We start from the raw sequence: 25395 nt of genomic DNA, 5'->3' as shown, positions 1-25395 counted from the left end.
GCCGTGCAGGTCAGGCCGTGCGGCTGTGCAGTGGCGTGGGCACGCGCAGCGGCACTTCATCGTGAGCGCGGGCCCCGCTGGAGGCGCGGATCAGCAGGATCTTGAGCTGGTCGTTGATGCGCTCCAGGCTGTCCTGGAAGAAGTTATGGAACACCACACAGAACAGCGCGATGGCGATCCCCAGCCCGGTGGCGAACAAGGCCGTGCCGATGCCACCGGAAATCTGCCCTGGGTCCGATACGCCTGCCGTTGCCAGGGCCTTGAAGGTGTCGATGATGCCCAGGATGGTCCCCAACAGGCCGAGCAGCGGGGCCGCCGTGGTGATGGTCTCGATGATCCACAGGCTGCGGGCCAGCGGCGCGCGGGTCTTGAGGTACTGGGTGTCGATTTCGTCGTCGAGGTCCTTGCGCGACCCGTGGGATGCCTTCTGGGCCAATACCGGCAGGATCATGTTCAGCGGCAGGCTGTCGCGACGGGTCAGGTGTTCCGGCAGGTCGCGTTCGCTGTGCACGTGAGTATCCAGGGCCTCGATCAGGGTGCGGGCCTGACTGCGCACGTAAGCGAAGTAGATACCGCGCTCGATGGCGATGAAAATAGCGATGGCCATCGCGGCATACATCACATAGAAGGTGATGTCGTGGAGCAGGTTCATATCCATGCTTGCGTTCCTCTTGGGTCAGTCTTAGAAATTCGCTTCCAGCGAAACCGTGACGGTGCGGTCCAGGCCGACGATGTACGCCGGGTCGCCATCGCGAAAACCGCTGTAGCTGGCGGCGTTGGTCTTGGTGGTGTAGACGCCGTCCAGGTATTTCTTGTCGAACAGGTTGTCGACGTTCAGGCGCAGGGTGGCGTCTTTCACGACCTTTTTGTCGACCGGCAGATAGATACCGGCGCCGAGGTTGAACACCGTGCGCGCGGAGATGCCTTCGTCGTTGGTCAGGTCGCCGTAGAGCTTGCTGGTGTACTTGCCGCCGAAGGTGCCGTAGAAGCGCCCGTCGTCGTAACCGATGTTGGCCGCCAGCATGTTCTTCGGCACGTTGGCGAACTGCTTGCCGCTGGTGGGCAGCAGGATGGCCTGGCCTGCGTTGTAGACGGTCATGTCGTCCTGCTGCTCGGCCTTGGTGTAGGTGTAGGAGGTGTAGTAGTTGAAATGGTGGGGCAGCAGGCCGCTCCACTCCAGTTCCAGGCCTTTGTTGGTGACGGCGCCGACATTGATATCGGCGGAATCGCCATTGATGTCCTTGGACGAGACCTGGCGATTCTTGAAGTCCATGTAGAACAAGGTTGCGGCCAGGGTCATGTCGTCGCCGCTGTAGCGCCAGCCCAGTTCGTGGTTCCAGCTGGTTTCCGGCTCGAGGTCGATGGAGCCGGCGCCTTTGTCATAGAGCGCGTAGTTCTGCGGCACACGCATGTTGCGCGACAGGCTGTAGAACAACTGGTCGCGCTCGTCCAGCTGGTATTTGAGGCCGGCGTTGGGCAGCAGTTTGTTGTAGGTCTGGTCACGTTTTTCCGGTTGTTCGTTGAGACTGCCGTGGTTGGTGCCGTCACGCTCGACGTTCATGTAGGCCAGGCCAGCGATGAAGGTCCAGTCCGAGTTGATGTACCACGTGTCCTGGGCCCAGACTTTTTGCGCCGGGGTCACGGTGAAGCGGTCGCGCCCCTGGACCTGGTTGCCGTTGGCGTCGACGATGGCGCTGTTCGAATCCGGCCAGGTGTCGACCGGCTTGCCATTGCTCTTGAGCGGGATGAACGGCTGGGTCTGGCTCTGGCGTGCGCGCTCGTACCAGTAACCCAATTGCAGGCTGTGGTCGCCCAGGTCCCAGGTCAGTTTGGTGGTGATCCCCGGGCGCCAGGTTTGCGTGCGCGAAGGACGGTAGTACACGCCGCTGTTCGGGGTGCCGTCGGCGTTGTACTGAGCAGCGGTTGGCAGATTGCCAAGGTCGAATACACCGCCCTGGTTGGAGCCACGGTTGAGCGCATAACTCGATGAGCCGACGCCGCTGCCATTGCCCCAGAAGTAATACGGGATCACCGACAAGGCCAGGTTGTCGGCCAGTTTGAACTGGGTATTGAGCACCGCGGTGAAGGTCTGGAACGGGTTCTGCGCCAGGGCGTAGTAGCTGTTGTACTTGCCGTTGCTGCCCACCGTCGGCGTTGCCGGGTAGGGGTCGTAATGGCGGCCGTTTTGCTGGAACTGCGCTTTGGTCAACTGGCTGTAGCTGTTGTTGTCCTGCTCGTGGTACTTGAGGATCAGGTTGGCGGTGTTGCCGTTGCCGGCGTCGAAGAAGCTGTTCCATTCCACCTTGTCCGCGCGCACCGCACCCGAACCACGCCACATATCGCCCTCGGTATGGGATGCCGACAGCCAGTTGCTCAGGCCGTTGACTTCGCCGGTATTGAGTCGCGCGAAGGTCTTGCGCGTGGCGTTGCTGCCGACGATCTGTTTGACGAAGGCGCCGGTCTCTTTGGTCGGGCGAATGGTGACGATGCCGATGTTGCCGCCGCTGGAACCGATGTGCGGGCCGTCGGACTCCGAGGCGCCCTGGGTGACGAAGATCTGGTCGATGTTTTCCGGGTCGCCCAGCAGGTTGGAGTACAGCGCATAATTGCCCGAATCGTTGATCGGCATGCCGTCCACCGACATGCCGACCTGGTCGGAGTTCATGCCGCGCATGGTGAAGCGAAAGCCCGACAGGCCGGTGTTGTCCTCACTGGAAATGTTCAAGCCCGGCGTGTACTTGAGCTTGTCGATGGCGTTGCCCGTCGCCGTCTGTTTGTCCAGCGCCTCCTTGGTCACGGTGGAACGGCCCTTGATGCTTTCTTCGGGCACCATGTAACCACCCCCGGCGCTGGCCTTGCCTTGGACCCCAATGGTGCCGACGTCACTGTCGCTGGTGTCTGCCATGACCATTGCCTGGGTCATGCTGGTCGCGGCAACGAGTGCCAGATGAATGCGGGTGAACTTCATCACTGTCGTCCTGGTGGCGGGTGCTTATTGCACGCTGTAGTTGAAGGTGGCGGTGAAGCGCTGCTCATTGCGGCCCCCGAACGCCTGCTCGGGGAACGGTTTGACTTGCTTGATGCGACGCAAACTGTTGGTGGCGGCCCGGTTGAGCAACATGCTCGAGGCCTGGGTCTGCAGGCCGGAGTCCAGTACCCGGCCCTGGCGGTCCACCAGCAGCCACACCACCACTTCGCCACTCGGGCGTTCGAGGGAGGCCTGGCGTCCGGTGGGGTACTGCTTGTAGGTGTCCAGCTCGTTGCGCAAGCCCTTGAGGTAACCGCCTTCCAGGGCCTGGCTGTCGACCTTCGGCGGCGCCGGCGGGGCGGGTGTCGGGGCCGCCTGCGCAACCGGCGCGGGCGCAGGTTTTGCGGCTGCCGGCGTCGGCGTCGGCGTGGGTGTGGGCTTGGCGGCCACGGGCGCAGGCTTGGGCACAGGTTTTGGCTTGGGCTTGGGTTCGGGTTTTGGCACCGGTTTCGGCGGTGGTGGCGGTGGGGCGGGCTCGGCTTGCTCGTCTTCGATCACCGGCGGTGGCGGCGCCTGTTCCACCACGGGCTGCGGGACTGCTTGCGGCTCCGGCTCGACCAACGCCAGCTCGACCGCCGACTCGTCGTACACCGGCTCGACCTTCAAGGTCTGGGACTGGATACCCAGTGCAATCAGCACCAGCGCGACCAAGGCCGGGACACTGCCCAGCCACTGACGTACACGAAACAGCAGGTACATGATCAGGACTTACGCGTGGCAATGGACACGGAGGTGAAGCCACCCAGGCGCAGGGTGTCCATCACTTCCACCAGGCGCGAAACCTCCACGCCTTTGTCGCTGTTGACGATGATCGTCGACTTGGTATCGGGCTTTTCTGCCGCCTTCAGCGCCGGTACCAGCGCGTCGACCGAGAGGTCCTTGCCGTCCAGTTGCAACTGGCCTTCCAGGCCCAGGGTGAGGATGAATTTGTTCTGCGGTTTGAGCTGCTGTGAACTGCTGGCGCTGGGCAACTGAGTCTTCATGCCCAGGGCCGGAATCACGTTCAGGCTCACCAGTACGAAAAACACCAGGAGGAACATCATCACGTCGATCATCGGGATCAGTTCGATGTGCGCCTTGCGCTTCTTGGGTTCATCCCAGGTTCTCATTCCGTTACCCCTTATTGAATTAGGGGCAACACGCTAGCAAGCAAAAATGACCGAATGGTTAACTTTAATTGACGGTTTGAAGCCTCTAGGACGCGTCTTTCAGAAAACTTGCCAGTCAGTTTTGGACGTAATGAAACTGACACTCAGGGCATACATGCTTGAGAGATTTATTGTGAGAGCCGGCGCCCATGCCCACTGCATTGCCTCAATTATTGACCCCGCGACTGCTGTTACGCGCACTGGAAATGCATCAGGCCCAGGTGCTTTTCACGCTCGCCAACGGGCCAGGAATCGCCGACAACACGGCGAACATTCCGTCGCCCTACACCTTGGAAAGTGCACAGGATTTCATTGCAGGGATCGCCGACGAATATCGTGCCGCTGGGCTGCTGAACCTGGGGATGCATGTGCGCGGCACCGACGAATTGATCGGCATGGTCAGCCTGCGTATGAATGCTCGGCATCGATATGGCCACTTGGGGTACTGGGTTGCGGCACATGCGCGCAATCAGGGCTATGCGGCGGAAGCGGCGAGCGCGGTGATGGACTTCGGGTTTACCAGGTTCGGATTGCAGCGGGTGGGTAGCCAGTGTTTTGGCCGTAACAAAGAATCGGCACGCGTTATGGAAAAGATCGGTCTGCGCTATGAAGGCTGCATGCGCCAGTCGTTTCTAAAGAACGGCGTGTATGAGGACTTGCTCGGGTTTGCCACCGTGCGTGATGACTGGGAGCGCTGCCTGTGAACGGCGATGTAGACCGCGCTCGGCGCCGGGTACTCGGCGGGCTGGCGGTTGCTACGGTGTTTTCCATCCTCAGCCCGTTTGCGCGCAGTGCCGGGGTGGATTATCCGTTCACCCTGGGCGTTGCGTCCGGTGACCCATTGCCTGATGGCTTTGTGATATGGACGCGCCTGGCGCCGTTGTTCAATGCCGAGGACGGACGCGGTGGATTGCAGCGTACGGTGGCGGTGCGTTGGCGGGTGGCCAGCGATGCGGCGATGACACGCATTGTGCAACAGGGCGAGGTGATGGCGACCGGGCGCTTTGCCCATTCGGTCCATGTCGAGGTGGCGGGGCTGGCGGCGGGCCGGCCGTACTGGTATCAGTTCGAGGGCCTTGGCGCGCAGAGCCCGATTGGCCAGGCACGCACAACGCCTGCGCGGCATGAGATGGCGTCCGCCCGGCTCGGGTTCGTATCCTGTTCGCATTGGGAGCGCGGGTATTTCAGCGCCTACCGTCATCTCGCTGCCGAGCGGCCCGACCTGGTGTTTTTTCTCGGTGACTATATCTACGACAGCTCCTACGCAGCGGACTCCGGCAAAGTTTTTCGCGCCCACGGCAGCGGTAATGCGGTGAGCTTGAGCGACTACCGCAACCGCTACGCGCTGTACAAGACCGATCCCGATTTGCAGTCCCTGCACGCCGCCGCACCCAGCGTGGCGACCTGGGACGATCACGAAGTGCAGAACGACTATGCCAGCCGCTGGTCCCAGGACCCGAAAATCCCCGTGGCGCAGTTTCTCCAGCAACGGGCGGCGGCTTACCAGGCGTTCTACGAGCATATGCCGTTGCGTGCGAGCAGCGTGCCGAAGGGGCCGGACATGCGCATTTACCGGCGCTTGGACTATGGGCGGCTCGCGCGCTTCCATGTGCTCGACGGCCGCCAGTACCGTTCCGAGCAACCGTGCATCGCGGCCAATGGCAGCCATCAAGGGCATATTGTCACCACCCCCTGCAGCGACTTGCGTGACCCCGCCCGCACCTTGCTCGGGTGGCAGCAGGAAGCCTGGCTGGACCAGGGTTTTGCCCAGTCCCGGGCGCAGTGGAACGTGATCGCCCAGGACTTGCTGGTAGCGCCGCTGCTGCAGCGTGACCTGACGCTCCATAAGGTCGGCCGCTGGACCGATGGCTGGGATGGCTATATGGCCAACCGCAAGCGAATGCTGGCGTCTATCCAGCGCGATCGCGTGAGTAACCCGGTGTTCTGGGGCGGGGATATCCACTCGTTCTGGACCACGGACCTGCACGCCGATGCCCATGACCCAGACTCATCAATCGTGGCGACCGAATTCGTCGGCTCGTCGGTGACCTCCGATGGCCCGCCCTATGAGGCCTTCACGAACATCCTGCCGCTCAATCCCCATGTGAAATTTTTTGACAGTCGCCAGCGTGGGTATGTGTCGGTGGAACTGGACGCGCAGAAGATGCTCACGCACTTTCGCGTGATCAGCGACCCACGCGACCCGGCGGCCACGGTCTCGACGTTGCAATCGTTTGTGGTGGAGCCGGGCAGGGCGGGGGCGCTGGCTGTGTAGCCTGGATTCAAATGGGGGAGGGGGCTTGCCCCCTCCCACATTTTGATCCTCGGTGTGTCAGTTGATTTCGTAGCGTACCGACAGTGCGCCCTTCTTTTCCGAGAGGGTCAGGATCGTCACCTGGCCCAGTTCACTCAGTGTTTGAACATGAGTGCCGCCACAGGCGTATGCCGGCAATTCACCGAAGCCCACTTCTCGGGTGCCTTCTTCCAGCGTCATGTGGCGTGGGTAATCTGCGGCTATCCATCCGTTGACCAGTTGTTGAAGGACCTGCGCATCCATGTCTTGCGCGGCTTCGCCACGGATAAAGGTGATCTTGCCTTCACCGGGCCAATGATGGGCCTTGATCGGCATCCAGCCCAGGCGTTCGCCGGCATTGCCAATCAGATGGCCCGCTGAGTGAAGGCGCGTGTGCAGCGCGCGGCGTTGTGCATCGACCCGCGCAGTGATGGGGCCGGGTTCCAGGGGGTGATTGACGTAATGCACCACATGCGCGGCTTCCTGCATGACACGCAGTACCTGGCTGTCGCCCAGCCATCCGGTGTCGAATGGTTGACCACCGCCTTGAGGATGGAAAATCGTCGACTGCAGGATCACGGCAAATTGCGCTTCGTGCGGCGTGCAGCTGAGCACTTCCAGTTCGGCTGTCAGGTGATCATCGGTGAAAAACAGGCGCTCGGTCATCGTCTACATCCGCATCCAGGTGATGCGGGCAGTATAAGTAGTGCGCTGATGGGTGATAATCCATTCAAATATCAATGGACCTGTGCGTCATGAGCATCAATCTTCCTTTGCCGCTGCTGGGTGAAATGGCGATTTTCGTCAGGGTGGTGGAAACCGGCAGTTTCTCCGAAGCGGCGCGGCAACTGAGCGTTTCACCGTCGGCGGTGAGCCGCAGTATTTCGCGCCTGGAACAGGCACTGGCGACCCGCCTGTTGCAACGCACCACGCGCAAGCTGCGCCTTAGCGAGGGTGGCGAAGAGGTGTTCAAGCGGTGCCGGGAAATGGTCAGCGCGGCGCGTTCGGTCATGGAGATCAGCGGGCAATTTACCCATGAAGCCGAGGGCCTGGTGCGGGTCAGCGTGCCCAAGGCGGTGGGGCGGTTTGTGGTGCACCCGCATATGCCGGCGTTTCTGCGGCGTTATCCCAAGGTGGATGTGCAACTGATCCTTGAGGATCGGCCTGTGGATCTGATCGACGACAATGTCGATCTGAGCATTCGTATCACCGACAGCCCACCGCCCGGTTTGATCGGGCGGCAATTATTGCCGATCGAACATTTGCTGTGCGCGACGCCGCAGTACCTGGCCGAGCATGGCGCGCCGAGCCATCCCCATGATCTGTTGGAGCACAGTTGCATTTATCTGGGTGAAACCCCAGGTGACTCTCGCTGGAAGTTTCGTCAGGGCGCCAAGGCGGTGACGGTCGGCGTGCGCGGGCGGTATGCGGCGAACCACACGGGCGTGCGGCTGGATGCGGTGTTGCAGCATGTGGGGATTGGCAGCTTGCCGTATTTCACGGCTCGGCACGCCTTGGAAGACGGGCGGTTGGTGCAGGTATTGCCGGCGTGGGATTTTATTGCGTCGTACCACGGCGAGGCGTGGTTGTTGCATTCGCCTACGCGGTACTTGCCGCCCAAGTTGCGCGTGTTTATTGATTACCTGGTGGAGTGCATGGCGAAGGAGCCGACACTGCGCAGCCGGTAGAAATGGGGTTAAACATGTGGGAGGGGGCTTGCCCCCGATGGCGATGGTTCAGTCAAAAATGCGCCTACTGGCACTCCCTCATCGGGGGCAAGCCCCCTCCCAAACAAGCCATACATTTGCATTTCGGTGTACTGATAATCAGTGCTTGCTCTGGTCATCCGGCATGGCCAGCAACTGCTTTTCCTGGTTCCAGTCGAACGGTTCGTCGTTCAGCTCGGCTTCATAGCGACGTTCTTCGAGGGCCTGGTACAGGTCCAGTTCGTCGTCGGGCATGAAATGCAGGCAATCGCCGCCAAAGAACCACAGCAGGTCGCGCGGTACCAGATGGGCAATCTGCGGGTAGCGCAGGATGACCTGGCTCATCAGGTCCTGGCCCAGGTATTGGCTTTCAATGGGATCGATCGGCAACAGGGCGCGCAGTTCGTCGAAACGTTCCAGAAACAGCGTATGGCTTTCCTCGGGTACCTGTTCGGCTTCGCCGACGGCAACCAGGATGCTACGCAGGTGGTCGAGCAAGACGAGATGATCGGCAACGACGTTGGACACGAGATAAGTCCTCTAAAGCAAAAACGGGCGCGAGAGTATATGCCTCTCGCGCCCGTTTTTATATGACCGCCGGTATCAGCGGACCTTACCCTCAGCCTGCACCAGCTCTTGCTTGCTGAAATCATCCACGTCAATCACCTTGCGCCGCGCCGCTTCGGCATCGCGCAGGGTTTGCGCTTCGGCCGGTTGCAGCACGCCGGCGTGGAGCGCGGCATCAATGGCGGACTCACCGGCAGTCGGTTTGACCTGCCCGCTCTTGAGCGCGGTGTGCAGTTTTTTCTGCAGGGGGTGGCTGGCGCCGAGCAGGTCATAGGCATGTTGCAATGCGCCCACCGGGTCTTGCGCCGATTGTGGGCGATAGCACCCAGCCAGCAGCTCTTCCAGGGTCGGGTCGCCCTTGGCGCGGCCGAGCACCGCGGCAACCTCAGCATCCAGAGCGTCGGATGGCCCGGTATGGCGACGCCCGAACGGGAACACGATCACGCGCAACAGGCAGCCCAGGATCTTGTTCGGGAAGTTGCTCAGCAGTTCATCCAGCGCGCGCTCGGACTCGCCAAGGCTTTCTTCCATGGCCCAGGCGAACAGCGGTTCCAGGTGATCCGGCGAATCCAGGTCGTGGTAACGCTTGAGCGCCGCCGATGCCAGGTACATATGGCTCAGCACATCACCCAGGCGCGCCGACAGCCGCTCACGGCGTTTCAGCTCGCCGCCCAGCAGCATCATGCTCAGGTCCGCGAGCAGGGCGAACGCGGCGGCCTGACGGTTCAGTGCACGGAAATAACCCTGGCTCAGACGGTTGCCCGGGGCCTTTTCAAAGTGACCAATGCCCAGGTTCAACACCAACGTACTGGCGGCGTTGCTCACGGCGAAGCCGATGTGTTGCATCAGCAGGCCATCGAACTCCTTCAATGCCTGATCACGGTCTTCACGACCGGCCAGGGCCATTTCCTTGAGCACGAACGGATGGCAGCGAATCGCACCCTGGCCGAAGATCATCAAGTTGCGCGAGAGGATATTCGCGCCTTCCACGGTGATGAAGATCGGCGCGCCTTGCCAGCTACGGCCCAGGTAGTTGTTCGGGCCCATGATGATGCCTTTGCCGCCGTGCACGTCCATGGCGTGGCTGATGCACTCGCGGCCGCGTTCGGTGAGGTGGTACTTGAGGATCGCCGACAGCACCGAAGGCTTCTCGCCCAGGTCCACGGCATTGGCGGTGAGCATGCGCGCGCTGTCCATCAGCCAGGCGTTGCCGCCGATGCGCGCCAGGGCTTCCTGGATGCCTTCGAAGGCCGACAGCGGCACGTTGAACTGTTCACGGACCTGCGCGTACTGGCCTGTCACCAGGCTGGTGAACTTGGCGGCGCCGGTACCCACCGCAGGCAGGGAAATCGAACGCCCCACGGACAGGCAGTTCATCAACATCATCCAGCCCTTGCCCAGCATCTCCTGGCCGCCGATGAGGAATTGCAGAGGAATGAAGACGTCCTTGCCCGAGTTGGGGCCATTCATGAACGCGGCGCCCAGGGGCAGGTGGCGGCGGCCGATTTCGACGCCGGGGGTGTCGGTAGGGATCAGCGCGAGACTGATGCCCAGGTCTTCCTCCTCGCCCAGCAGGTGGTCCGGGTCATGGGCCTTGAATGCCAGGCCGAGCAGGGTCGCGACCGGGCCGAGGGTGATGTAGCGCTTTTCCCAGTTCAGGCGCAAGCCGAGGGTTTCCTTACCTTCCCATTCACCTTTGCAGATGACGCCGGTGTCGGGCATGGCGCCGGCATCGGAGCCGGCCAGCGGGCCGGTCAGGGCGAAACACGGGATATCGTCGCCACGCGCCAGGCGCGGCAGGTAATGGTTGCGTTGCTCGTCGGTGCCGTAGTGCAGCAGCAGCTCGGCAGGGCCCAGGGAGTTGGGCACCATCACGGTGGAGGCCAGGTCGCCGCTGCGGGTCGCCAGTTTCATCGCGACCTGGGAGTGCGCATAGGCGGAGAAGCCCTTGCCGCCGTACTCCTTGGGGATGATCAGCGCGAAGAAACCATGGGTCTTGATGTGCTCCCAGGCGGCGGGGGGCAGGTCCATGGCCTGGCCGATTTCCCAGTCGCTGACCATGGCGCAGAGCTCTTCGGTGGGGCCGTCGAGGAACGCCTGTTCTTCTTCAGTCAGTTGCACCTTGGGGTAGGCCAGCAATTTGTCCCAGTCGGGGCGCCCGCTGAACAGTTCGCCGTCCCACCATACGGTGCCGGCGTCGATGGCGTCGCGCTCGGTTTCGGACATGGGCGGCAGGACTTTCTGGAACCAGCTGAACAGCGGCTTGGTGAAGTATTGGCGGCGCAGGTCGGGCAGCAACAGGGGCACGGCCACGATGGCGATCAACACCCAGAAAACCAGCAGCAGCCAACCCGGTGCATGGCTCCAGGCGCCCATCGCCAACAGGTAAACGGCGACCACACCCAAGGCGGGCAGGGGCGCGGTGCGGCGGTGTGCCAGGTAGGCAATGCCGACCACCAGAACCAGTATCCACAACAACAGCATATTCAATCCTCCGTGAAACCAGGGCGAAACCACCAGGGAGCTTAGACGGCGTCCGGCCAAGCGGGGTGATCAGGGTGTTACAAGTTGTACTGGGGATAGCCATCAGTGCGCTATGTACCTGAGTCCCAGCCGCTTCATCGATAGTGACCGCCCTGCGGTGGTGGAGTTCGCCCAGAAACGTCGCGGAACCCATGGGGATTTATATGACCAGGCAGTCAGTCTTCACCACGCTGCGTGTAAGGCTGTGCGTTGCGCTGACTCAATGCCAGGCGTCATGCACAGTGATTTGAGCCACGTGTGAACCGGCGTATGCTGCGGCGTTCATCAAGCCCATGTTCAACAACGATAAGGCGCGGTCATGCTGAAAATCTGGGGTCGTAAAAATTCATCAAACGTCAGGAAAGCACTGTGGTGCGCCGAGGAGCTCGGCCTGGACTATGAGGCAATTGATGCGGGCGGGGCGTTTGGTGTGGTCGACACCCCGCAGTACCGGGCCTTGAACCCCAATGGCCGGGTGCCGATGATCGAAGATGGCGACTTTGTACTGTGGGAATCCAACACCATCGTGCGCTACCTGTGCGCCAAACACGCGTCGGATTTTTACCCCAGTGACCTGCAAATCCGGGCCAGCGCCGAGAAGTGGATGGACTGGACCACGTCGACGCTCGCCGATCCGTTCAAAGCGGTGTTCTGGGGCATCCTGCGTACACCCCCCGAAAAGCGCAACTGGGACAGTATCAATGCCGGGCGCCAAGCCTGCATCGATGCACTCAGCACCGTCGAACAGGCCCTGGCCGCGCAACCGTACCTCTCCGGGAAGGCGTTCGGCATGGGCGATATCCCCCTGGGCTGCTTTATCTACGCCTGGTTCGAGATGCCTATCGAACGCCCGGCAATGCCCAACCTGGAGGCCTGGTACCAGCGCCTGCAACAACGTCCGGCCTACCGCAGGGCAGTGATGACCGCGTTGACCTGATACACACTATTAATACAGGTGACTGTACTTGTGTGGCGCGGGCACGCACCATGCTCGCACCCCATCGCAGGTTGAACTACCTGCGGTGCGCCCTCATCTATTGTTTCTATTCTTTTCTTTGGTGCGTAATCCGATATGAGTTCCGCTCTGTCCATCCGGCAGCTAACCAAAACCTACGGCAACGGTTTCCAGGCCCTGAGTGGTATCGATCTGGACGTTGCCGAAGGTGACTTCTTCGCCTTGCTCGGCCCCAACGGTGCCGGCAAATCCACCACCATCGGTATCCTCTCGACCCTGGTCAACAAGACCAGCGGCACGGTGAATATCTTCGGTCACGACCTGGACAAATCCCCGGCGGCGCTCAAGCGCTCGATCGGCGTGGTGCCCCAGGAATTCAATTTCAACCAGTTTGAAAAGACCTTCGACATCGTCGTGACGCAGGCCGGCTACTACGGCATCCCGATGAAAATCGCCAAGGAACGCGCCGAACAGTACCTGACCCAACTGGGCCTGTGGGACAAGCGTGACGTGCCTTCGCGCTCGTTGTCCGGTGGCATGAAGCGGCGTCTGATGATCGCCCGCGCGCTGGTGCATGAACCGCGTCTGCTGATCCTCGACGAACCCACCGCAGGCGTGGACATCGAGTTGCGTCGGTCGATGTGGACCTTTCTCACTGAGCTGAACGAGAAGGGCATCACCATCATCCTCACCACGCACTACCTCGAGGAAGCCGAACAGCTGTGCCGCAACATCGGCATCATCGACCACGGCACCATTGTCGAGAACACCAGCATGCGCAACCTGCTGGGCCAGTTGCATGTGGAAACTTTCCTGCTCGACCTGAAGAACAATCTGTCGGCGCCGCCGCAACTGTTGGGCTACCCGAGCCGTCTGGTGGACAGCCACACGCTGGAAGTCCAGGTGGACAAAGCCATGGGTATCACCGCGCTGTTCAGCCAACTGGCGACCCAGAACATCGAGGTATCGAGCCTGCGTAACAAAACCAATCGCCTTGAGGAGTTGTTCGTGTCCCTGGTGGAGAAAAATCTGGCGAAGGTGGCGGTATGAGTTCTGAACTGCAACCCAACCTCGTCGCGCTGCAGACCATCGTCTACCGCGAGGTGAAGCGCTTTACCCGAATCTGGCCGCAGACCTTGCTGCCCCCGGCGATCACCATGGTGCTGTACTTCGTGATCTTCGGTAACCTGATCGGTCGGCAAATCGGTGACATGGGTGGTTTCACCTACATGGAGTACATCGTGCCGGGCCTGATCATGATGTCGGTGATCACCAACTCCTACGGCAACGTGGTGTCGAGCTTCTTTGGCAGCAAGTTCCAGCGCTCCATTGAAGAGCTGATGGTTTCACCGGTGTCGCCGCACACGATCCTGATCGGCTATACCTTGGGCGGCGTGCTGCGCGGCTTGATGGTGGGCGTGATCGTGACCTTGCTGTCGTTGTTCTTCACCCACCTGCAAGTGCATCACCTGGGCGTCACCATTCTGGTGGTAGTGCTGACGGCGACGATCTTTTCGCTGCTAGGCTTCATCAATGCCGTGTTTGCGCGCAACTTCGATGATATTTCGATCATCCCGACGTTCGTACTCACGCCGCTGACCTACCTGGGCGGGGTGTTCTACTCCATCACGTTGCTGCCGCCGTTCTGGCAGACCGTGTCCCTGGCCAACCCGGTGCTGCACATGGTCAACGCCTTCCGCTACGGCATCCTGGGGGTGTCGGATATCAAGATCAGCGTGGCGATCACCTTCATGATCGTTGCCACCATCGTCTTGTACGTCGGATGCGCGCGGTTGCTGGTCAGCGGGCGTGGGATGCGTACGTAATACTGATTAAACGCGGTTAAAAATGTGGGAGGGGGCTTGCCCCCGATAGTGGTGTGTCAGCCAGCTCATCTGCAGCTGACACACCGTCATCGGGGGCAAGCCCCTCCCACATTTGTTTTGTGCAAGGCTTTAGTTTGTCAGTGCCAGGTCGATCAGGGCATGCAGCTCTTCGACGCTCAGGGGCTCTGTCGAGAACAGAATTCGGAATACCGTGGGTGCCGCGAGCAGGTTGATCAGGCGATCCACGCTGGGGGCTGCCTGCTCCGGGTAACGATCGACAATGACCTGTAGCTGCCCGCTCAAGATACTCACGCAATACCCCGGCGTCAGGCTGCATTGCACGTCGCGCATCATGTTGCGCCCGGGCTCCGAACTCATTTCGTCCAGGTATTGCTCAGCCCAGGCCAGCAGGTCGCCGCGCAGGCTGCCGGTAGTGGCCGGCTCGGTGTCCGGGCGCATGCGTGCCAGGGCTACATCGGCCAGCACTGCGGAAAGGTCGCCCCAGCGCCGGTATATGGTCGAGGGGGTGACGCCCGCGCGTGTCGCAATCATCGGTACGGTGATGGTGGCGCGTTCATGGGCCTGCAGCAGTTCGCGGACGGCCGAATGCACCGATTCTTGTACCCGGGCACTACGGCCCCCCGGGCGAAGGCCTTCTTTGATCGCCATGGATAAAACCTTAACACAAAGAATTTGCTTTAAGCGTCGACGGGTAGCACACTTCACAAAAGCAAAATATTAGCTTTAGCGGAGCGTGCCTATGTCCAGCAAGCCTATGCCCAACAACCTGTCTCAACGTTCCAGCCTGACATTCCTGGTCATCACCGTACTGACCTTTCTCGCCGCATCCAGCGCGCCGACGCCCTTGTATCAGGTGTATCAGGACAACCTGCATTTCTCCGCGGCGATGCTGACGCTGATCTTTGCCGTGTATGCCGTGAGCCTGCTGGCGGCGCTGCTGACGGTGGGCTCGCTGTCGGATTACGTCGGGCGCAAGCCGGTGATTTTCGTCGCGTTGATCCTGAATATCGTGGCGATGCTGTTATTTATCAACGCCGATAGCACCGCGTACCTGATCGCCGCGCGCGCGCTGCAGGGCTTCGCCACCGGGACGGCGACGGCAGTCTTGGGTGCGACGTTGCTTGACACCGACCGTCTGCGCGGGCCGATGCTCAACAGCCTCGCGCCGATGCTGGGGATGGCCAGTGGCGGCCTGGGCAGCGGTTTGCTGGTGGAATACGCACCGTGGCCGACCCAACTGATCTACTTCGCCCTGCTCGGATTGATGGTGCTTCAGGCGTTGTATGTCTGGCGCTTGCCGGAAACCGTCAGCCGCATTCCGGGGGCCTTGAAGTCCCTGGCGCCGACTCTGCATGTACCGAAGCAGGCACGCCGTGCCCTGGCCTTGGCAATGCCGCTGAATGTGGCGGTATGGGCGCTGGGAGGGTTCTTTTCATCCCTGGCGCCCTCGTTGGTGCGGGCCGCGACGGGGTCGACGTCGCACCTGATTGGCGGTGGCCTGGTGGCGGTGATCACCCTCAGTGGTGCGGTGATGATCTACAGCCTGCGCGAGCACCCTGCGGACAAGGTCATGCGGCTGTCGGCGGTACTGCTGGCGACCGGCGTGGCACTGTTGCTGGTGGCTGTGCAAAGTGCCAGCCTGTGGCTGTTCTTTGCTGCCAGTGTGGTTGCCGGCCTGGGTTTCGGCGGCGGGTTCATGGGCAGTGTGCGCAGCATCGTAGGGTTGGCGCTGCCTCACGAGCGAGCAGGGTTGATGTCGGCGTTCTATGTACTGAGTTACCTGGCGTTCTGCCTGCCGGCACTGTTGGCCGGTAACCTGAGTCGCGAATTCGGTCTGATTGCGACCACGGATGCGTACGGCGCGCTGATTATTCTGCTCGCCGTGGGTGCCTTGGCCGGACTGTCATGGCAGCGCACGCCAGTGCTGAACATCTGTAAAACAGATAACTGTTAGAGATATTACCCGTTATATAGATATTCGATACGCTTCTATGATGGCCGCAACCTCATGCGAGGAAGAGGATTGCCATCATGACCTGCTCGACTACCACCAGCTATAAACCCTTCAGCCACCTGACCCGTCCCCGGGAAGTGATTCGCCAGTTCACCCCGAACTGGTTTGCCGCGACCATGGGCACCGGCGTGCTGGCGCTGGCCCTGGCGCAACTGCCGGTCAATCTGCCCGGCTTGCATGCGGTTGCCGAAGGCCTGTGGATGTTCACCATCGGCTTGTTCGTCTTGTTCAGCGTCCTGTATGCCGCGCGTTGGGTGATGTTTTTCCACGAGGCGCGCCGGATTTTCGGGCATTCGACGGTCTCGATGTTTTTCGGCACCATCCCCATGGGCTTGGCCACTCTTCTCAATGGTTTGCTGCTGTTCGGACTGCCGCGTTGGGGCAGCGATGTGATTCCCCTGGCCGAAGCCCTGTGGTGGCTGGACGTGGTCATGGCGTTGGCCTGTGGTGTGTTGATTCCGTTCATGATGTTCACCCGCCAGGAACACAGCATCGACCAGATGACTGCGGTGTGGCTGCTCCCGGTGGTGGCCGCGGAAGTCGCCGCCGCCAGCGGTGGCCTGCTGGCGCCGCACCTGGCGGATGCCCATGGGCAACTGGTGATGCTGGTGACCAGTTACGTACTCTGGGCGTTCTCCCTGCCGGTCGCCTTCAGCATCCTGACCATCCTGATGCTGCGCATGGCCCTGCACAAACTGCCCCACGCCAATATGGCGGCTTCGAGCTGGCTGGCGCTGGGCCCCATCGGCACCGGTGCCCTGGGCATGTTGCTGCTGGGCGGCGATGCGCCCGCGATCTTCGCCGCCAATGGCCTGCCGGGTGTCGGCGAAATGGCCAACGGGCTTGGTCTGGTGGCAGGCATCACCCTGTGGGGCTTCGGCTTGTGGTGGATGTTGATGGCGGTGTTGATCACCCTGCGTTACCTGCGCGCCGGTATTCCGTTCAACCTGGGCTGGTGGGGCTTTACCTTTCCGCTGGGGGTTTACGCGCTGGCCACGCTCAAGCTAGCAGGCCTGCTGCACCTGGGGTTCTTCAGCGTATTGGGCAGTGTGCTGGTGGTGGCTCTGGCGCTGATGTGGCTGATCGTGGCCAAGCGCACGGTGCAGGGCGCCTACAAAGGCGAGCTTTTTGTTTCGCCGTGCATTGCGGGGTTAGCGAATAAGTAAGCAGGATTAGGTAAAGTCGTGGCCTGATCAATAACAGGCCACGCAGGAACACGGACGATGAGCCATCCCTCACAATTCACCTTGCTGCGCACACGGCGTTTCCTGCCGTTTTTCATCACCCAGCTGTTGGGCGCTTTCAACGATAACATCTTCAAGCAATCGCTGATTCTGGCGATTCTCTACAAGCTCACCATCGAGGGCGACCGTTCCATCTGGGTCAACCTGTGCGCCTTGCTGTTCATCCTGCCGTTCTTCCTGTTCTCGGCGCTGGCCGGGCAGTTTGGCGAGAAATTCAACAAGGACGCGTTGATCCGCGCGATCAAGCTCGGTGAAATCGTGATCATGGCCGTGGGCGCCACCGGTTTTCTATTCAACCACCTGGCGTTGATGCTGTTGGCACTGTTCGCCATGGGCACCCATTCGGCGCTGTTCGGCCCGGTGAAATATTCGATCATGCCCCAGGCTCTGCATGACGATGAGCTGGTCGGCGGCAACGGTCTGGTGGAAATGGGCACGTTCCTGGCGATTCTTGCCGGCACCCTCGGCGCGGGCATCATGATGTCGTCCACCCATTACGCGCCGGTAGTGGCCGTGGCGATTGTCGGCGTGGCGGTGCTGGGGTACCTGGCCAGCCGCAGCATTCCACGGGCGGCGGCTTCCACCCCGCAATTGCGCCTGGACTGGAATATCTTCACCCAGTCCTGGGCCACGTTGCGCATGGGCCTGGGACAGACCCCGGCGGTGTCGCGGTCCATTGTCGGCAATTCCTGGTTCTGGTTCGTCGGCGCGATCTACCTGACGCAGATTCCGGCCTACGCCAAGGAATGGTTGTATGGCGACGAAACCGTCGTCACCCTGATCCTCACCGTGTTCTCGGTGGGGATCGCCCTGGGCTCGATGCTCTGCGAAAAGCTCTCGGGCCGTAAGGTGGAAATCGGCCTGGTGCCGTTCGGCTCGTTCGGCCTGACGGTGTTCGGCCTGCTGCTCTGGTGGCATTCCGGCGGCTTCCCCCAGAATGTCCAGGCCAACGACTGGCTGGCAGTGCTCGGCTACGGGCAAGCCTGGTGGGTGTTGTTCGATATCCTCGGCCTGGGCGTGTTCGGCGGCTTCTACATCGTGCCGCTTTACGCACTGATTCAGTCGCGCACCGCCGAAAACGAGCGCGCGCGCGTGATCGCGGCCAACAACATTCTCAATGCACTGTTCATGGTGGTGTCGGCCATCGTGTCGATCCTGCTGCTGAGCGTGGCCAGGCTGTCGATCCCCGAGTTGTTCCTGGTGGTGTCGCTGCTCAACATCGCGGTCAATACCTACATCTTCAAGATCGTGCCCGAGTTCACCATGCGCTTCATGATCTGGCTGCTCAGCCATTCCATGTACCGCGTCGAGCACCGCAACCTGGAGCGGATTCCGGATGAAGGCGCGGCCTTGCTCGTTTGCAATCATGTATCGTTTGTCGATGCGTTGCTGATTGGTGGCGCAGTGCGTCGGCCGATTCGTTTCGTCATGTACTACAAGATCTACCGCTTGCCGGTGCTCAACTTTATCTTCCGCACTGCCGGGGCGATTCCGATTGCCGGGCGTCACGAAGACATCCAGATCTACGAAAAGGCCTTCACGCGGATTGCCGAATACCTGAAGGACGGCGAGCTGGTGTGCATCTTTCCGGAAGGCAAGTTGACCGGCGATGGTCAGATGAATGAGTTTCGCGGTGGCGTGACGCGGATTCTGGAAGAGACACCGGTACCGGTGATTCCGCTGGCGTTGCAGGGGTTGTGGGGGAGCTTTTTCAGTCGTGATCCACAAAAAGGCGTGTTTCGGCGGTTTTGGTCGCGCGTGACATTGGTCGCCGGTCAACCGGTCACTGTGCCCGTTGCGACGCCTTCACAACTGTATGAATTGGTCAATGAACTACGGGGAGCCGTACGCTAGCTTGACCTATGCTGCGATGGCTGCGCCGGCCAATGCCGGTACAGCCACATGGACCAGGGCTGAATGCGGCTTATCTTTTTTGCCTGTAAGACGCAACGTCAACTCAAAAGGTAATTTGGACTGTTTGAGATTTTCCCTACATTTAACTTCTGTAAGCACCTCTAGCATTACAAAAACACGTCAGTTGGAACAAACAGCGCTCGACTGTTTAGAAGCGGCTGTGCAGGCGTGTGTTAATAATGGCAAAGGTGTGAAATGCAACTTCCAGAAATCAAGCACAGCGTCTCTATTGATGAGTTGTACGAGCAGTCACCCGTGGGTGCCAATTTGTCGAAAGTGGATAATCTGGCGGCGAGATGGCTAGGGTTGTCTTTAGCCGTGACATGGTACGAATTCGAAAAGAAACTGAATGCCACCCCCATCGTTCGGTCCATCAATGAGCGCACTATTACTCTTATTGAGTATAGAGATTTTCTCATCAATATGTGCTATCACGACGGTCCGCGCTGGATGCTCCGTGCGGCGTCAAATATGGACGAGGGGCATGAAGTCATTCGCAATGCACTCATCGCACACGTGAGTCGCGAGCACCAGGATTTCCATCTGCTTGAGCGAGACTACGTCGCCGTGGGCGGCGATCTAAAGAACATCACTCAGTACCCGCGCAATATCGGTTATGAAGCATTGTCCGCTTATGTATTCCAGCAAACCAGTGCGCCAAATCCCCTTCCTGCATTCGGTGTGACATTCATTATTGAAGGTGTGGGGAGAAAGCTGACCGGTCGATGGGCGCAAAATCTGAAACAGGCGCTTGCGCTCACGGATCAGCAAATGAGTAATTTGATCTATCACTCATGCAACGATGCAGGCCACTACGAGGGTTTCATCAAAATGATTGCCTCGCCTTACATTACGCCATCAGTCGCGTTTCAAATTGCACGTGTAGCACAAGTGGCGAGCCGCCTCTATGTCTTGCAATTCGAAGAGATGGGCAGTTTCTAAGTGTTATCGGTGCAGGGTGGAGGAGAGTGCTTTGAATTGTGAAAAACGCGCCGCCTATATTACGTCCCTTGGCGCCTTTCTGCCTAATGATCCCGTTCACAACGACGATATTGAAAAGCACCTTGGCTTAGTTAATGGCAACCCCAGTCGTTATAAGGACTTAATATTAAATGCCAATGGGATAGTCCAGCGCTATTATGCGTTTGATCGCCAAGGTCAGCAAACACACCTGAATGAGCAGCTTGCTGCAAATGCCGTTCAGGATGCTTTGCGCAAAGGGGGGCTGTCTGTCGATCAGATCGAGATGCTTGCTACTGCGACGACCTGTCCCGATCTGATTGTCCCGGGATTTGCCTCGATGGTACATGGCCGCCTGGGCGGCGGACCCATGGACATTCTTTCGGCAGGGGGCGTATGCGTCTCCAGCATGGCCGCTCTTAAAAGTGTGAATAATTCGATTTTGGCAAACGAGCATGATATTGCGGTGGCGGTAGGTTCTGAACTGGCATCCGTCGCTTTACAAGGAAGCCGTTTCGAAAAAGAAAGTCAGATCAGTGCTCCGCGCGGTCAGGAAGCGTCATACCAATATTTCAACGCTGACTTTTTACGGTGGATGTTATCAGACGGTGCTGGCGCAGCGGTTGTCCAAAGCACGCCGCGTGAAAGAAGTATCTCGTTGAAGATCGAATGGATAACGTTGAATTCCTACGCGCATAAATACCCTGCGTGCATGTACTTGGGAAGTACGAAGACGAAGAACCTGCAGGCTGGCGATACGTACCAATCCTACAAGACTATTTCCCAGGCCGAAGAAGCGGGATTGATGCTGCTTCGCCAGGATACCGACTTACTGGCAAAGGGCTTGTCCGGGTCGGTATTGGTAGAGACTGAAAAATTAATGGCGCGGGGCATGATCAAGCCCGACGAGATCGATCACTTTCTCCCGCATATCAGCTCGTATTTCTTTTTTGAAGAGCTGGTCAAAGCCTATTTGGATATTGGCTTTACGGTGCCCACGCAAAAGTGGTTTACCAATCTGGCAAGCAAGGGAAATGTCGGCTCCGCCAGTATTTATCTCATGTTGGAGGAGGCACTCGGCAACGGCATGTTCAAAGCTGGTGACAAAGTGTTGTGCATGGTGCCTGAGTCGGGTCGGTTTTCGATTGCCTACGCTTTGTTGACGTGTGTGGAAGGCTGAACATGCATCACATCAACTCGCTGGGGGGAATGCTGCAGGAAAGGGCGATTGTAAATGCCGGGCAACCAGCCTACACGTTTCATGATTATTCCCTTTCACAATCGTACAGCCTGACGTTTGCGCAATTGGATGCCCGAGCCAGGAGAATTGCCAGTTATCTGACTGAGCATGGCATGCAGGGTCGCAATATATTGCTGGTATTTCACGCGGGGCTGGATTTTATTGAGGCATTCTTCGGGTGTCTCTATGCAGGCGCTGTCCCGGTTCCGTTATCTGCGCCTCTGACGACAGCGGATAAAAGGCGTCTGACGGCCGTTGCAAGGGATGCTCGATCAACCTTCGTTCTGAGCGCTGCCGGATTAGTATCTGCGGTCAACCACGTTTTGCAATCAGATGGACTTTCATATGTCCAGGTTATTGATTTGGCAGGCCTGGATAATGTCGAGTGGGACCGCTCAGGTTTCTCTGTGAAATATAATGAGTTAGCGCTTATTCAATATACGTCCGGGTCCACTGGCGTCGCAAAGGGCGTCATGCTCACCCATGAAAATATTCTGACTAACCAACGTGCCATACAGCAGGCCTTTGAACATGACGAGCGCGCAGTGGTGGTTGGCTGGTTGCCTATGTTTCACGATATGGGCTTGATTGGAAATGTGCTGCAGCCTCTTTTCTTAGGCGCACATAGCATAGTGTTCAGCCCTCTGGCCTTTGTGCAAAACCCGTTGCGCTGGCTTCAGCTGATTTCGGACTACCGGGCCACGACCTCGGGCGGGCCTAATTTTGCGTATGCGATGTGCACCCGGCGTATCGACACAGCTGACAGGTCTGGTATCGATCTGAGCAGTTGGAGCCTGGCGTTCACGGGCGCAGAAACCATTCGCAAACCAACCATTGAAGGTTTCTGCGAGAAATTCTCTCGATGGGGCTTCAACAAGAAGGCCTTTTACTCGTGTTACGGTCTTGCCGAAGCCACTCTTTTTGTCACCGGCAGCACCAAGCTGAGTGACGTCAACAGTTTGTATATAGATGGTCGGAAACTACGAGAGCATAGCGTCGTGCCAGTTGACCCTGGTAGTGCTCATGGTATTGAAGTCAGCAGTTGCGGTTACCCACGATGCGGTCATAAGGTGAACATCGTCAACCCCGAAACCAGCGTGCTCTGTGAAGAGCGTCAAGTGGGTGAGGTCTGGCTAAGCAGTGACAGCAACGCTAAAGGTTATTGGCCAGGCGCCACCGACGCGTGTCAAGCATTCCAATCGAAAATAGCAAGTTTGCCCGAATACTATTTACGCACAGGAGATCTAGGCTTTATAGAGCGCGGTGAGCTGTATATAACCGGACGGATCAAAGACCTTATTATCGTACGTGGGAAAAATCGGTACCCACAGGACATAGAGCATACCGTCGAGTCCCATCCGGACATTCGACATGACAGCTGTGCTGCACTAGGCATCGAAGTGGCGGGCGAAGAGCGACTGGTCGTGCTGATCGAGTTGAGGCCGCGCTCCGCTGATCAACTGTCTATTTTGGCTGCGGATATACGCGAATTAATCACCCGGCAGCACGGCATAAGCCCTGATGACATAGTGTTCGTCAAGCCCAATCGACTGTTCAGAACTTCAAGCGGAAAGTTGCAGCGGTTTAAATGCAGGGAACTCTATCTCACTCCGTCGCCAAGCAAGACTGACCTAGACCATTGAATTCTAAAAATCACGCCGCTCACCTGTCTTGAAGAAACAGTGGGTGAGGCGTTTCAGATGTCTGGAGTATTTGATGAAACGTGTACCCAGCCTTCCGGATGAGCATGAACTTGACTTGCCCGGAATTGAACAGCAGTACGACGGGCCCTTGGCACGTCGCTTTGAGCAGCCTCAGAGCAGAATGATCGACCGGGTGCTTGCCGGTGTCGTTACCTTTGTTCCGGTTATCGCAGTCATGCTTGCCATTTACTTGCACGTTATTGGCTGGTACCAGATTGGAATGGTTGAAATAGGCATGTTGCTGATGATGCATGCCATTGCCGTGTGTGGCGTTGAACTCGGGTTTCATCGCCTATTCGCTCATAAGTCATATAGCGCCAAACGGTGGCTCAGGATTTGTCTGGCGGGCATGGGGTCCATGGGGTTTCAAGGGCCGGTCATATGGTGGGCGGCGATACACCGCAAACATCATATCCATAGCGATCGCCCTAACGATCCACATTCCATGTATATAAGGCCAGGCGGGACCACTGTCTATAACGAAGGGTTCTGGCAGCATATGAAAGGCTTTTGGCATTCACACGTGGGATGGATCTGGACGCCGTTGAGCATTCGCGCTCCCGGATGGAATCGATACGTGAAGGACCTGTACAAGGACCCCGATATCCTGCACGTCCACGTCAATTACATTTATTGGCTGGCGGCCGGTTTTGTCATTCCGGGAGTGCTGTCCGGACTTATTTACATGAGTTGGCAAGGCGTCGTGCTGGGAATTCTGTGGGGAGGGTTTGTGCGCATTTTTGTGATGAACCATCTGACGTATTGGAGTATTAACACGCTGTCTCACAGCGTGGGCTCACGCCCCTACCGCACCGCCGACCGCAGTACAAACTCCATTCCCTTGCTGATGGCCGTGCCCACACTCGGACAAAGTTATCACAATAACCATCATGCGTTTCCTTACTCAGCACGCATGGCCTATGAATGGTATGAGCTGGACTTGGGGTTGGGTATTTTAAATGTACTTAAAGCGTGCGGTCAGGTTTCCGATATGCGGCAGCCTTCCAAAGAAAAGCGTGACGCAAAAAAGACACGGCCTTAATACGTTCATATTTTTTACGGCATCTAAACGACAACTGGGCTATGAGGCGCTATAAAAATGGCAATCGTGCTGGAACGGGAAGTTATTGAAGAGTTTTTACTTGAGTCATTGGCGGATTTGCTTGAGGTTCCGGCGACGGAGCTGGCGACCGATGTGGCCTTCGATCGCTACGGTATTGATTCTGCGTCTGTGGTCGAGTTGACCGCGAAATTGCAAACGCTGGTCGGTCGTAAGCTGGACGCCACGCTGCTATACGATCACCCAACGATTGAAACGCTGAGTACGTACCTGGCGAGCGATGGAGAATAAGATGCCCCATTCTGCGAAGTTCGGGTCATCCGAGCGTGCCATACAAGCGCATTATGATCTGAGCAATGAGTTTTATAAGCTTTGGCTGGATGACGCCATGGTGTATTCCGGTGCGATGTTTTTATCTGAGTCAGACTCATTGGAACACGCTCAGATCAATAAACTTGATCATCATATCCGTGCCTCGGGCGCGGACACGGCGCGTTCGGTTTTGGACATAGGTTGTGGTTGGGGGGCGGCGTTATCGCGGGTCGTTGCGACCTGTGGCGCTGAACGGATTACCGGGCTGACGCTCAGCAATGCTCAGGCCGACTACATAGCCGAGTTGGGCCTTGGTGGGTGTGAAGTTCGCGTTGAAAATTGGCAGGACCATTACCCGCTCGAACCGTACGACAGCATTATCTCGATAGGTGCTTTCGAGCACTTTGCGAAACTGGATGACAGCCAAGCCCAGAAGCTGGAGTCATACAGGGCGTTTTTCAAACATTGTCAGGATGCACTGCTGGTGCCCGGTGGGTATATGTCTGTTCAGACGTTCGCGTATGGCTCCCGAAAGCCCCGTCAAGAGATGGTGGGCACCCGGGCGACAGCGTTCTTATCCAAGGAGATTTTTCAAGAAACCGATCCTCCGCATTTGCTGGATATTGTCCAAGCGGTTCAAGGACATTTTGAAATTGTCGAATTACGCAACGACCGATCTGATTATGTAAATACCTTGCGTGAGTGGATTTCGCGTCTTGATACCCACCGCGAGAGAGCAATCGAGCTGGTCGGTTTGGATCAGGTCGAAACCTATGAACGCTACCTTAAATATTCCATTCTCGGTTTTCAGAGCGGAAACCTGGATCTTTATCGGATTAAATTGAAGTGCCTGGATAAACCCTGGACGTCCACGCGATGAG

Annotated in this window: 23 protein-coding genes and 1 pseudogene; 16 read left to right on the top strand and 8 right to left on the bottom strand. The window is 58.6% G+C overall.

The features are described from left to right. Positions 1-10: 10 nt before the first annotated feature. From CIB54_RS23790 to CIB54_RS23775, 4 genes are read right to left on the bottom strand one after another with little or no spacing between them, the layout of a single operon-like run. Entirely contained in the window at positions 11-658 is a 648-nt protein-coding gene (locus CIB54_RS23790) for a MotA/TolQ/ExbB proton channel family protein (RefSeq protein ID WP_101221130.1), read from the bottom strand. Positions 659-682: 24 nt separating this feature from the next. Then, positions 683-2968 (bottom strand): TonB-dependent receptor, encoded by a 2286-nt coding sequence (locus tag CIB54_RS23785; protein WP_101221129.1) that lies wholly within the window; start codon positions 2966-2968, stop codon positions 683-685. 24 nt (positions 2969-2992) lie between these two features. Next, the gene (locus CIB54_RS23780) at positions 2993-3727 is read right to left on the bottom strand and encodes an energy transducer TonB family protein (RefSeq protein WP_101221128.1); all 735 of its coding nucleotides are present in this window, start codon (positions 3725-3727) and stop codon (positions 2993-2995) included. A gap of 2 nt (positions 3728-3729) precedes the next feature. Then, complete coding sequence (locus CIB54_RS23775) at positions 3730-4137, bottom strand: ExbD/TolR family protein (protein ID WP_101221127.1); 408 nt, start codon at positions 4135-4137, stop codon at positions 3730-3732. Between the two features lie 188 nt (positions 4138-4325). Here CIB54_RS23775 and CIB54_RS23770 point away from each other — a divergent pair, with 188 nt between their 5' ends. Then, positions 4326-4880 (top strand): GNAT family N-acetyltransferase, encoded by a 555-nt coding sequence (locus CIB54_RS23770; protein ID WP_065951143.1) that lies wholly within the window; start codon positions 4326-4328, stop codon positions 4878-4880. After that, positions 4877-6451 carry an alkaline phosphatase D family protein gene (locus tag CIB54_RS23765; RefSeq protein ID WP_101221126.1) on the top strand — a complete coding sequence of 525 codons (1575 nt, stop codon included), beginning with the start codon at positions 4877-4879 and terminating at the stop codon, positions 6449-6451. The genes CIB54_RS23770 and CIB54_RS23765 overlap by 4 nt, the downstream gene beginning before the upstream one ends. Before the next feature lie 57 nt (positions 6452-6508). Here the strand turns inward: CIB54_RS23765 and CIB54_RS23760 are convergent, their stop codons facing one another. Then, entirely contained in the window at positions 6509-7135 is a 627-nt protein-coding gene (locus CIB54_RS23760; RefSeq protein ID WP_101221125.1) for an alanyl-tRNA editing protein, read from the bottom strand. An 89-nt stretch (positions 7136-7224) separates the two neighbouring features. On the opposite strand from CIB54_RS23760, the gene CIB54_RS23755 reads away from it, so the two are divergent. After that, positions 7225-8157 carry a LysR family transcriptional regulator gene (locus CIB54_RS23755; protein WP_065951140.1) on the top strand — a complete coding sequence of 311 codons (933 nt, stop codon included), beginning with the start codon at positions 7225-7227 and terminating at the stop codon, positions 8155-8157. Between the two features lie 138 nt (positions 8158-8295). Here CIB54_RS23755 and CIB54_RS23750 read toward each other — a convergent pair whose 3' ends face one another. After that, positions 8296-8703, bottom strand: coding sequence for a PA2817 family protein (locus CIB54_RS23750; protein WP_065951139.1), 408 nt, complete (start codon positions 8701-8703; stop codon positions 8296-8298). 75 nt (positions 8704-8778) lie between these two features. Further along, positions 8779-11226 (bottom strand): acyl-CoA dehydrogenase, encoded by a 2448-nt coding sequence (locus CIB54_RS23745; protein WP_101221124.1) that lies wholly within the window; start codon positions 11224-11226, stop codon positions 8779-8781. 112 nt (positions 11227-11338) lie between these two features. On the opposite strand from CIB54_RS23745, the pseudogene CIB54_RS27760 reads away from it, so the two are divergent. The 4 genes and pseudogenes from CIB54_RS27760 to CIB54_RS23725 all read left to right on the top strand — a co-directional run. Next, positions 11339-11476, top strand: a pseudogene (locus tag CIB54_RS27760) (cysteine protease); the annotation flags it as partial. 108 nt (positions 11477-11584) lie between these two features. Beyond that, positions 11585-12202, top strand: coding sequence for a glutathione S-transferase family protein (locus tag CIB54_RS23735; protein WP_065951137.1), 618 nt, complete (start codon positions 11585-11587; stop codon positions 12200-12202). A gap of 135 nt (positions 12203-12337) precedes the next feature. Further along, positions 12338-13270, top strand: coding sequence for an ABC transporter ATP-binding protein (locus tag CIB54_RS23730; protein ID WP_065951136.1), 933 nt, complete (start codon positions 12338-12340; stop codon positions 13268-13270). Then, positions 13267-14046: an ABC transporter permease gene (locus CIB54_RS23725; protein WP_065888200.1), complete on the top strand. Its 780-nt coding sequence runs from the start codon at positions 13267-13269 to the stop codon at positions 14044-14046. The genes CIB54_RS23730 and CIB54_RS23725 overlap by 4 nt, the downstream gene beginning before the upstream one ends. A gap of 129 nt (positions 14047-14175) precedes the next feature. Here CIB54_RS23725 and CIB54_RS23720 read toward each other — a convergent pair whose 3' ends face one another. Beyond that, a complete protein-coding gene (locus CIB54_RS23720; RefSeq protein WP_101221123.1) occupies positions 14176-14715 on the bottom strand; it encodes a TetR/AcrR family transcriptional regulator in 540 nt (179 codons plus the stop codon). A 106-nt stretch (positions 14716-14821) separates the two neighbouring features. On the opposite strand from CIB54_RS23720, the gene CIB54_RS23715 reads away from it, so the two are divergent. The 9 genes from CIB54_RS23715 to CIB54_RS23675 all read left to right on the top strand — a co-directional run bounded on the left by CIB54_RS23715 (position 14822) and on the right by CIB54_RS23675 (position 25394). Beyond that, positions 14822-16021: an MFS transporter gene (locus CIB54_RS23715; RefSeq protein WP_101221138.1), complete on the top strand. Its 1200-nt coding sequence runs from the start codon at positions 14822-14824 to the stop codon at positions 16019-16021. Positions 16022-16098: 77 nt separating this feature from the next. Further along, complete coding sequence (locus tag CIB54_RS23710) at positions 16099-17247, top strand: TDT family transporter (protein ID WP_065951134.1); 1149 nt, start codon at positions 16099-16101, stop codon at positions 17245-17247. 57 nt (positions 17248-17304) lie between these two features. Then, on the top strand, positions 17305-19179 hold the full coding sequence (locus tag CIB54_RS23705; RefSeq protein ID WP_101221122.1) for an MFS transporter: 1875 nt from the start codon (positions 17305-17307) through the stop codon (positions 19177-19179). Between the two features lie 255 nt (positions 19180-19434). After that, a complete protein-coding gene (locus CIB54_RS23700; protein ID WP_101221121.1) occupies positions 19435-20181 on the top strand; it encodes a hypothetical protein in 747 nt (248 codons plus the stop codon). Positions 20182-20212: 31 nt separating this feature from the next. After that, a complete protein-coding gene (locus CIB54_RS23695) occupies positions 20213-21379 on the top strand; it encodes a 3-oxoacyl-[acyl-carrier-protein] synthase III C-terminal domain-containing protein (protein WP_191951126.1) in 1167 nt (388 codons plus the stop codon). Positions 21380-21381: 2 nt separating this feature from the next. After that, the gene (locus CIB54_RS23690; protein WP_101221119.1) at positions 21382-23082 is read left to right on the top strand and encodes a fatty acyl-AMP ligase; all 1701 of its coding nucleotides are present in this window, start codon (positions 21382-21384) and stop codon (positions 23080-23082) included. Positions 23083-23155: 73 nt separating this feature from the next. After that, positions 23156-24184 carry an acyl-CoA desaturase gene (locus CIB54_RS23685; protein ID WP_083217978.1) on the top strand — a complete coding sequence of 343 codons (1029 nt, stop codon included), beginning with the start codon at positions 23156-23158 and terminating at the stop codon, positions 24182-24184. A 57-nt stretch (positions 24185-24241) separates the two neighbouring features. Beyond that, positions 24242-24493, top strand: coding sequence for an acyl carrier protein (locus CIB54_RS23680; protein WP_065951129.1), 252 nt, complete (start codon positions 24242-24244; stop codon positions 24491-24493). A 1-nt stretch (position 24494) separates the two neighbouring features. Further along, positions 24495-25394: a class I SAM-dependent methyltransferase gene (locus CIB54_RS23675; RefSeq protein ID WP_101221118.1), complete on the top strand. Its 900-nt coding sequence runs from the start codon at positions 24495-24497 to the stop codon at positions 25392-25394. Position 25395 lies beyond the last annotated feature (1 nt).

The sequence above is a fragment of the Pseudomonas fluorescens genome, assembly GCF_002837185.1.
Classification (GTDB): Bacteria; Pseudomonadota; Gammaproteobacteria; order Pseudomonadales; family Pseudomonadaceae; genus Aquipseudomonas; species Aquipseudomonas fluorescens_AM.
This window is presented reverse-complemented; position numbering and strand designations above follow the sequence as displayed.

What these genes read in the sequence shown, in the direction of transcription:
- CIB54_RS23690 (WP_101221119.1), top strand. Translation starts at nt 21,382, where the DNA reads ATGCATCACATCAACTCGCTGGGGGGAATGCTGCAGGAAAGGGCGATT.
- CIB54_RS23770 (WP_065951143.1), top strand. Translation starts at nt 4,326, where the DNA reads ATGCCCACTGCATTGCCTCAATTATTGACCCCGCGACTGCTGTTACGC.
- CIB54_RS23685 (WP_083217978.1), top strand. Translation starts at nt 23,156, where the DNA reads ATGAAACGTGTACCCAGCCTTCCGGATGAGCATGAACTTGACTTGCCC.
- CIB54_RS23680 (WP_065951129.1), top strand. Translation starts at nt 24,242, where the DNA reads ATGGCAATCGTGCTGGAACGGGAAGTTATTGAAGAGTTTTTACTTGAG.
- CIB54_RS23760 (WP_101221125.1), bottom strand. Translation starts at nt 7,135, where the DNA reads ATGACCGAGCGCCTGTTTTTCACCGATGATCACCTGACAGCCGAACTG.
- CIB54_RS23735 (WP_065951137.1), top strand. Translation starts at nt 11,585, where the DNA reads ATGCTGAAAATCTGGGGTCGTAAAAATTCATCAAACGTCAGGAAAGCA.
- CIB54_RS23790 (WP_101221130.1), bottom strand. Translation starts at nt 658, where the DNA reads ATGGATATGAACCTGCTCCACGACATCACCTTCTATGTGATGTATGCC.
- CIB54_RS23745 (WP_101221124.1), bottom strand. Translation starts at nt 11,226, where the DNA reads ATGCTGTTGTTGTGGATACTGGTTCTGGTGGTCGGCATTGCCTACCTG.
- CIB54_RS23780 (WP_101221128.1), bottom strand. Translation starts at nt 3,727, where the DNA reads ATGTACCTGCTGTTTCGTGTACGTCAGTGGCTGGGCAGTGTCCCGGCC.
- CIB54_RS23710 (WP_065951134.1), top strand. Translation starts at nt 16,099, where the DNA reads ATGACCTGCTCGACTACCACCAGCTATAAACCCTTCAGCCACCTGACC.
- CIB54_RS23755 (WP_065951140.1), top strand. Translation starts at nt 7,225, where the DNA reads ATGAGCATCAATCTTCCTTTGCCGCTGCTGGGTGAAATGGCGATTTTC.
- CIB54_RS23675 (WP_101221118.1), top strand. Translation starts at nt 24,495, where the DNA reads ATGCCCCATTCTGCGAAGTTCGGGTCATCCGAGCGTGCCATACAAGCG.
- CIB54_RS23700 (WP_101221121.1), top strand. Translation starts at nt 19,435, where the DNA reads ATGCAACTTCCAGAAATCAAGCACAGCGTCTCTATTGATGAGTTGTAC.
- CIB54_RS23715 (WP_101221138.1), top strand. Translation starts at nt 14,822, where the DNA reads ATGCCCAACAACCTGTCTCAACGTTCCAGCCTGACATTCCTGGTCATC.
- CIB54_RS23725 (WP_065888200.1), top strand. Translation starts at nt 13,267, where the DNA reads ATGAGTTCTGAACTGCAACCCAACCTCGTCGCGCTGCAGACCATCGTC.
- CIB54_RS23705 (WP_101221122.1), top strand. Translation starts at nt 17,305, where the DNA reads ATGAGCCATCCCTCACAATTCACCTTGCTGCGCACACGGCGTTTCCTG.
- CIB54_RS23730 (WP_065951136.1), top strand. Translation starts at nt 12,338, where the DNA reads ATGAGTTCCGCTCTGTCCATCCGGCAGCTAACCAAAACCTACGGCAAC.
- CIB54_RS23720 (WP_101221123.1), bottom strand. Translation starts at nt 14,715, where the DNA reads ATGGCGATCAAAGAAGGCCTTCGCCCGGGGGGCCGTAGTGCCCGGGTA.
- CIB54_RS23785 (WP_101221129.1), bottom strand. Translation starts at nt 2,968, where the DNA reads ATGAAGTTCACCCGCATTCATCTGGCACTCGTTGCCGCGACCAGCATG.
- CIB54_RS23775 (WP_101221127.1), bottom strand. Translation starts at nt 4,137, where the DNA reads ATGAGAACCTGGGATGAACCCAAGAAGCGCAAGGCGCACATCGAACTG.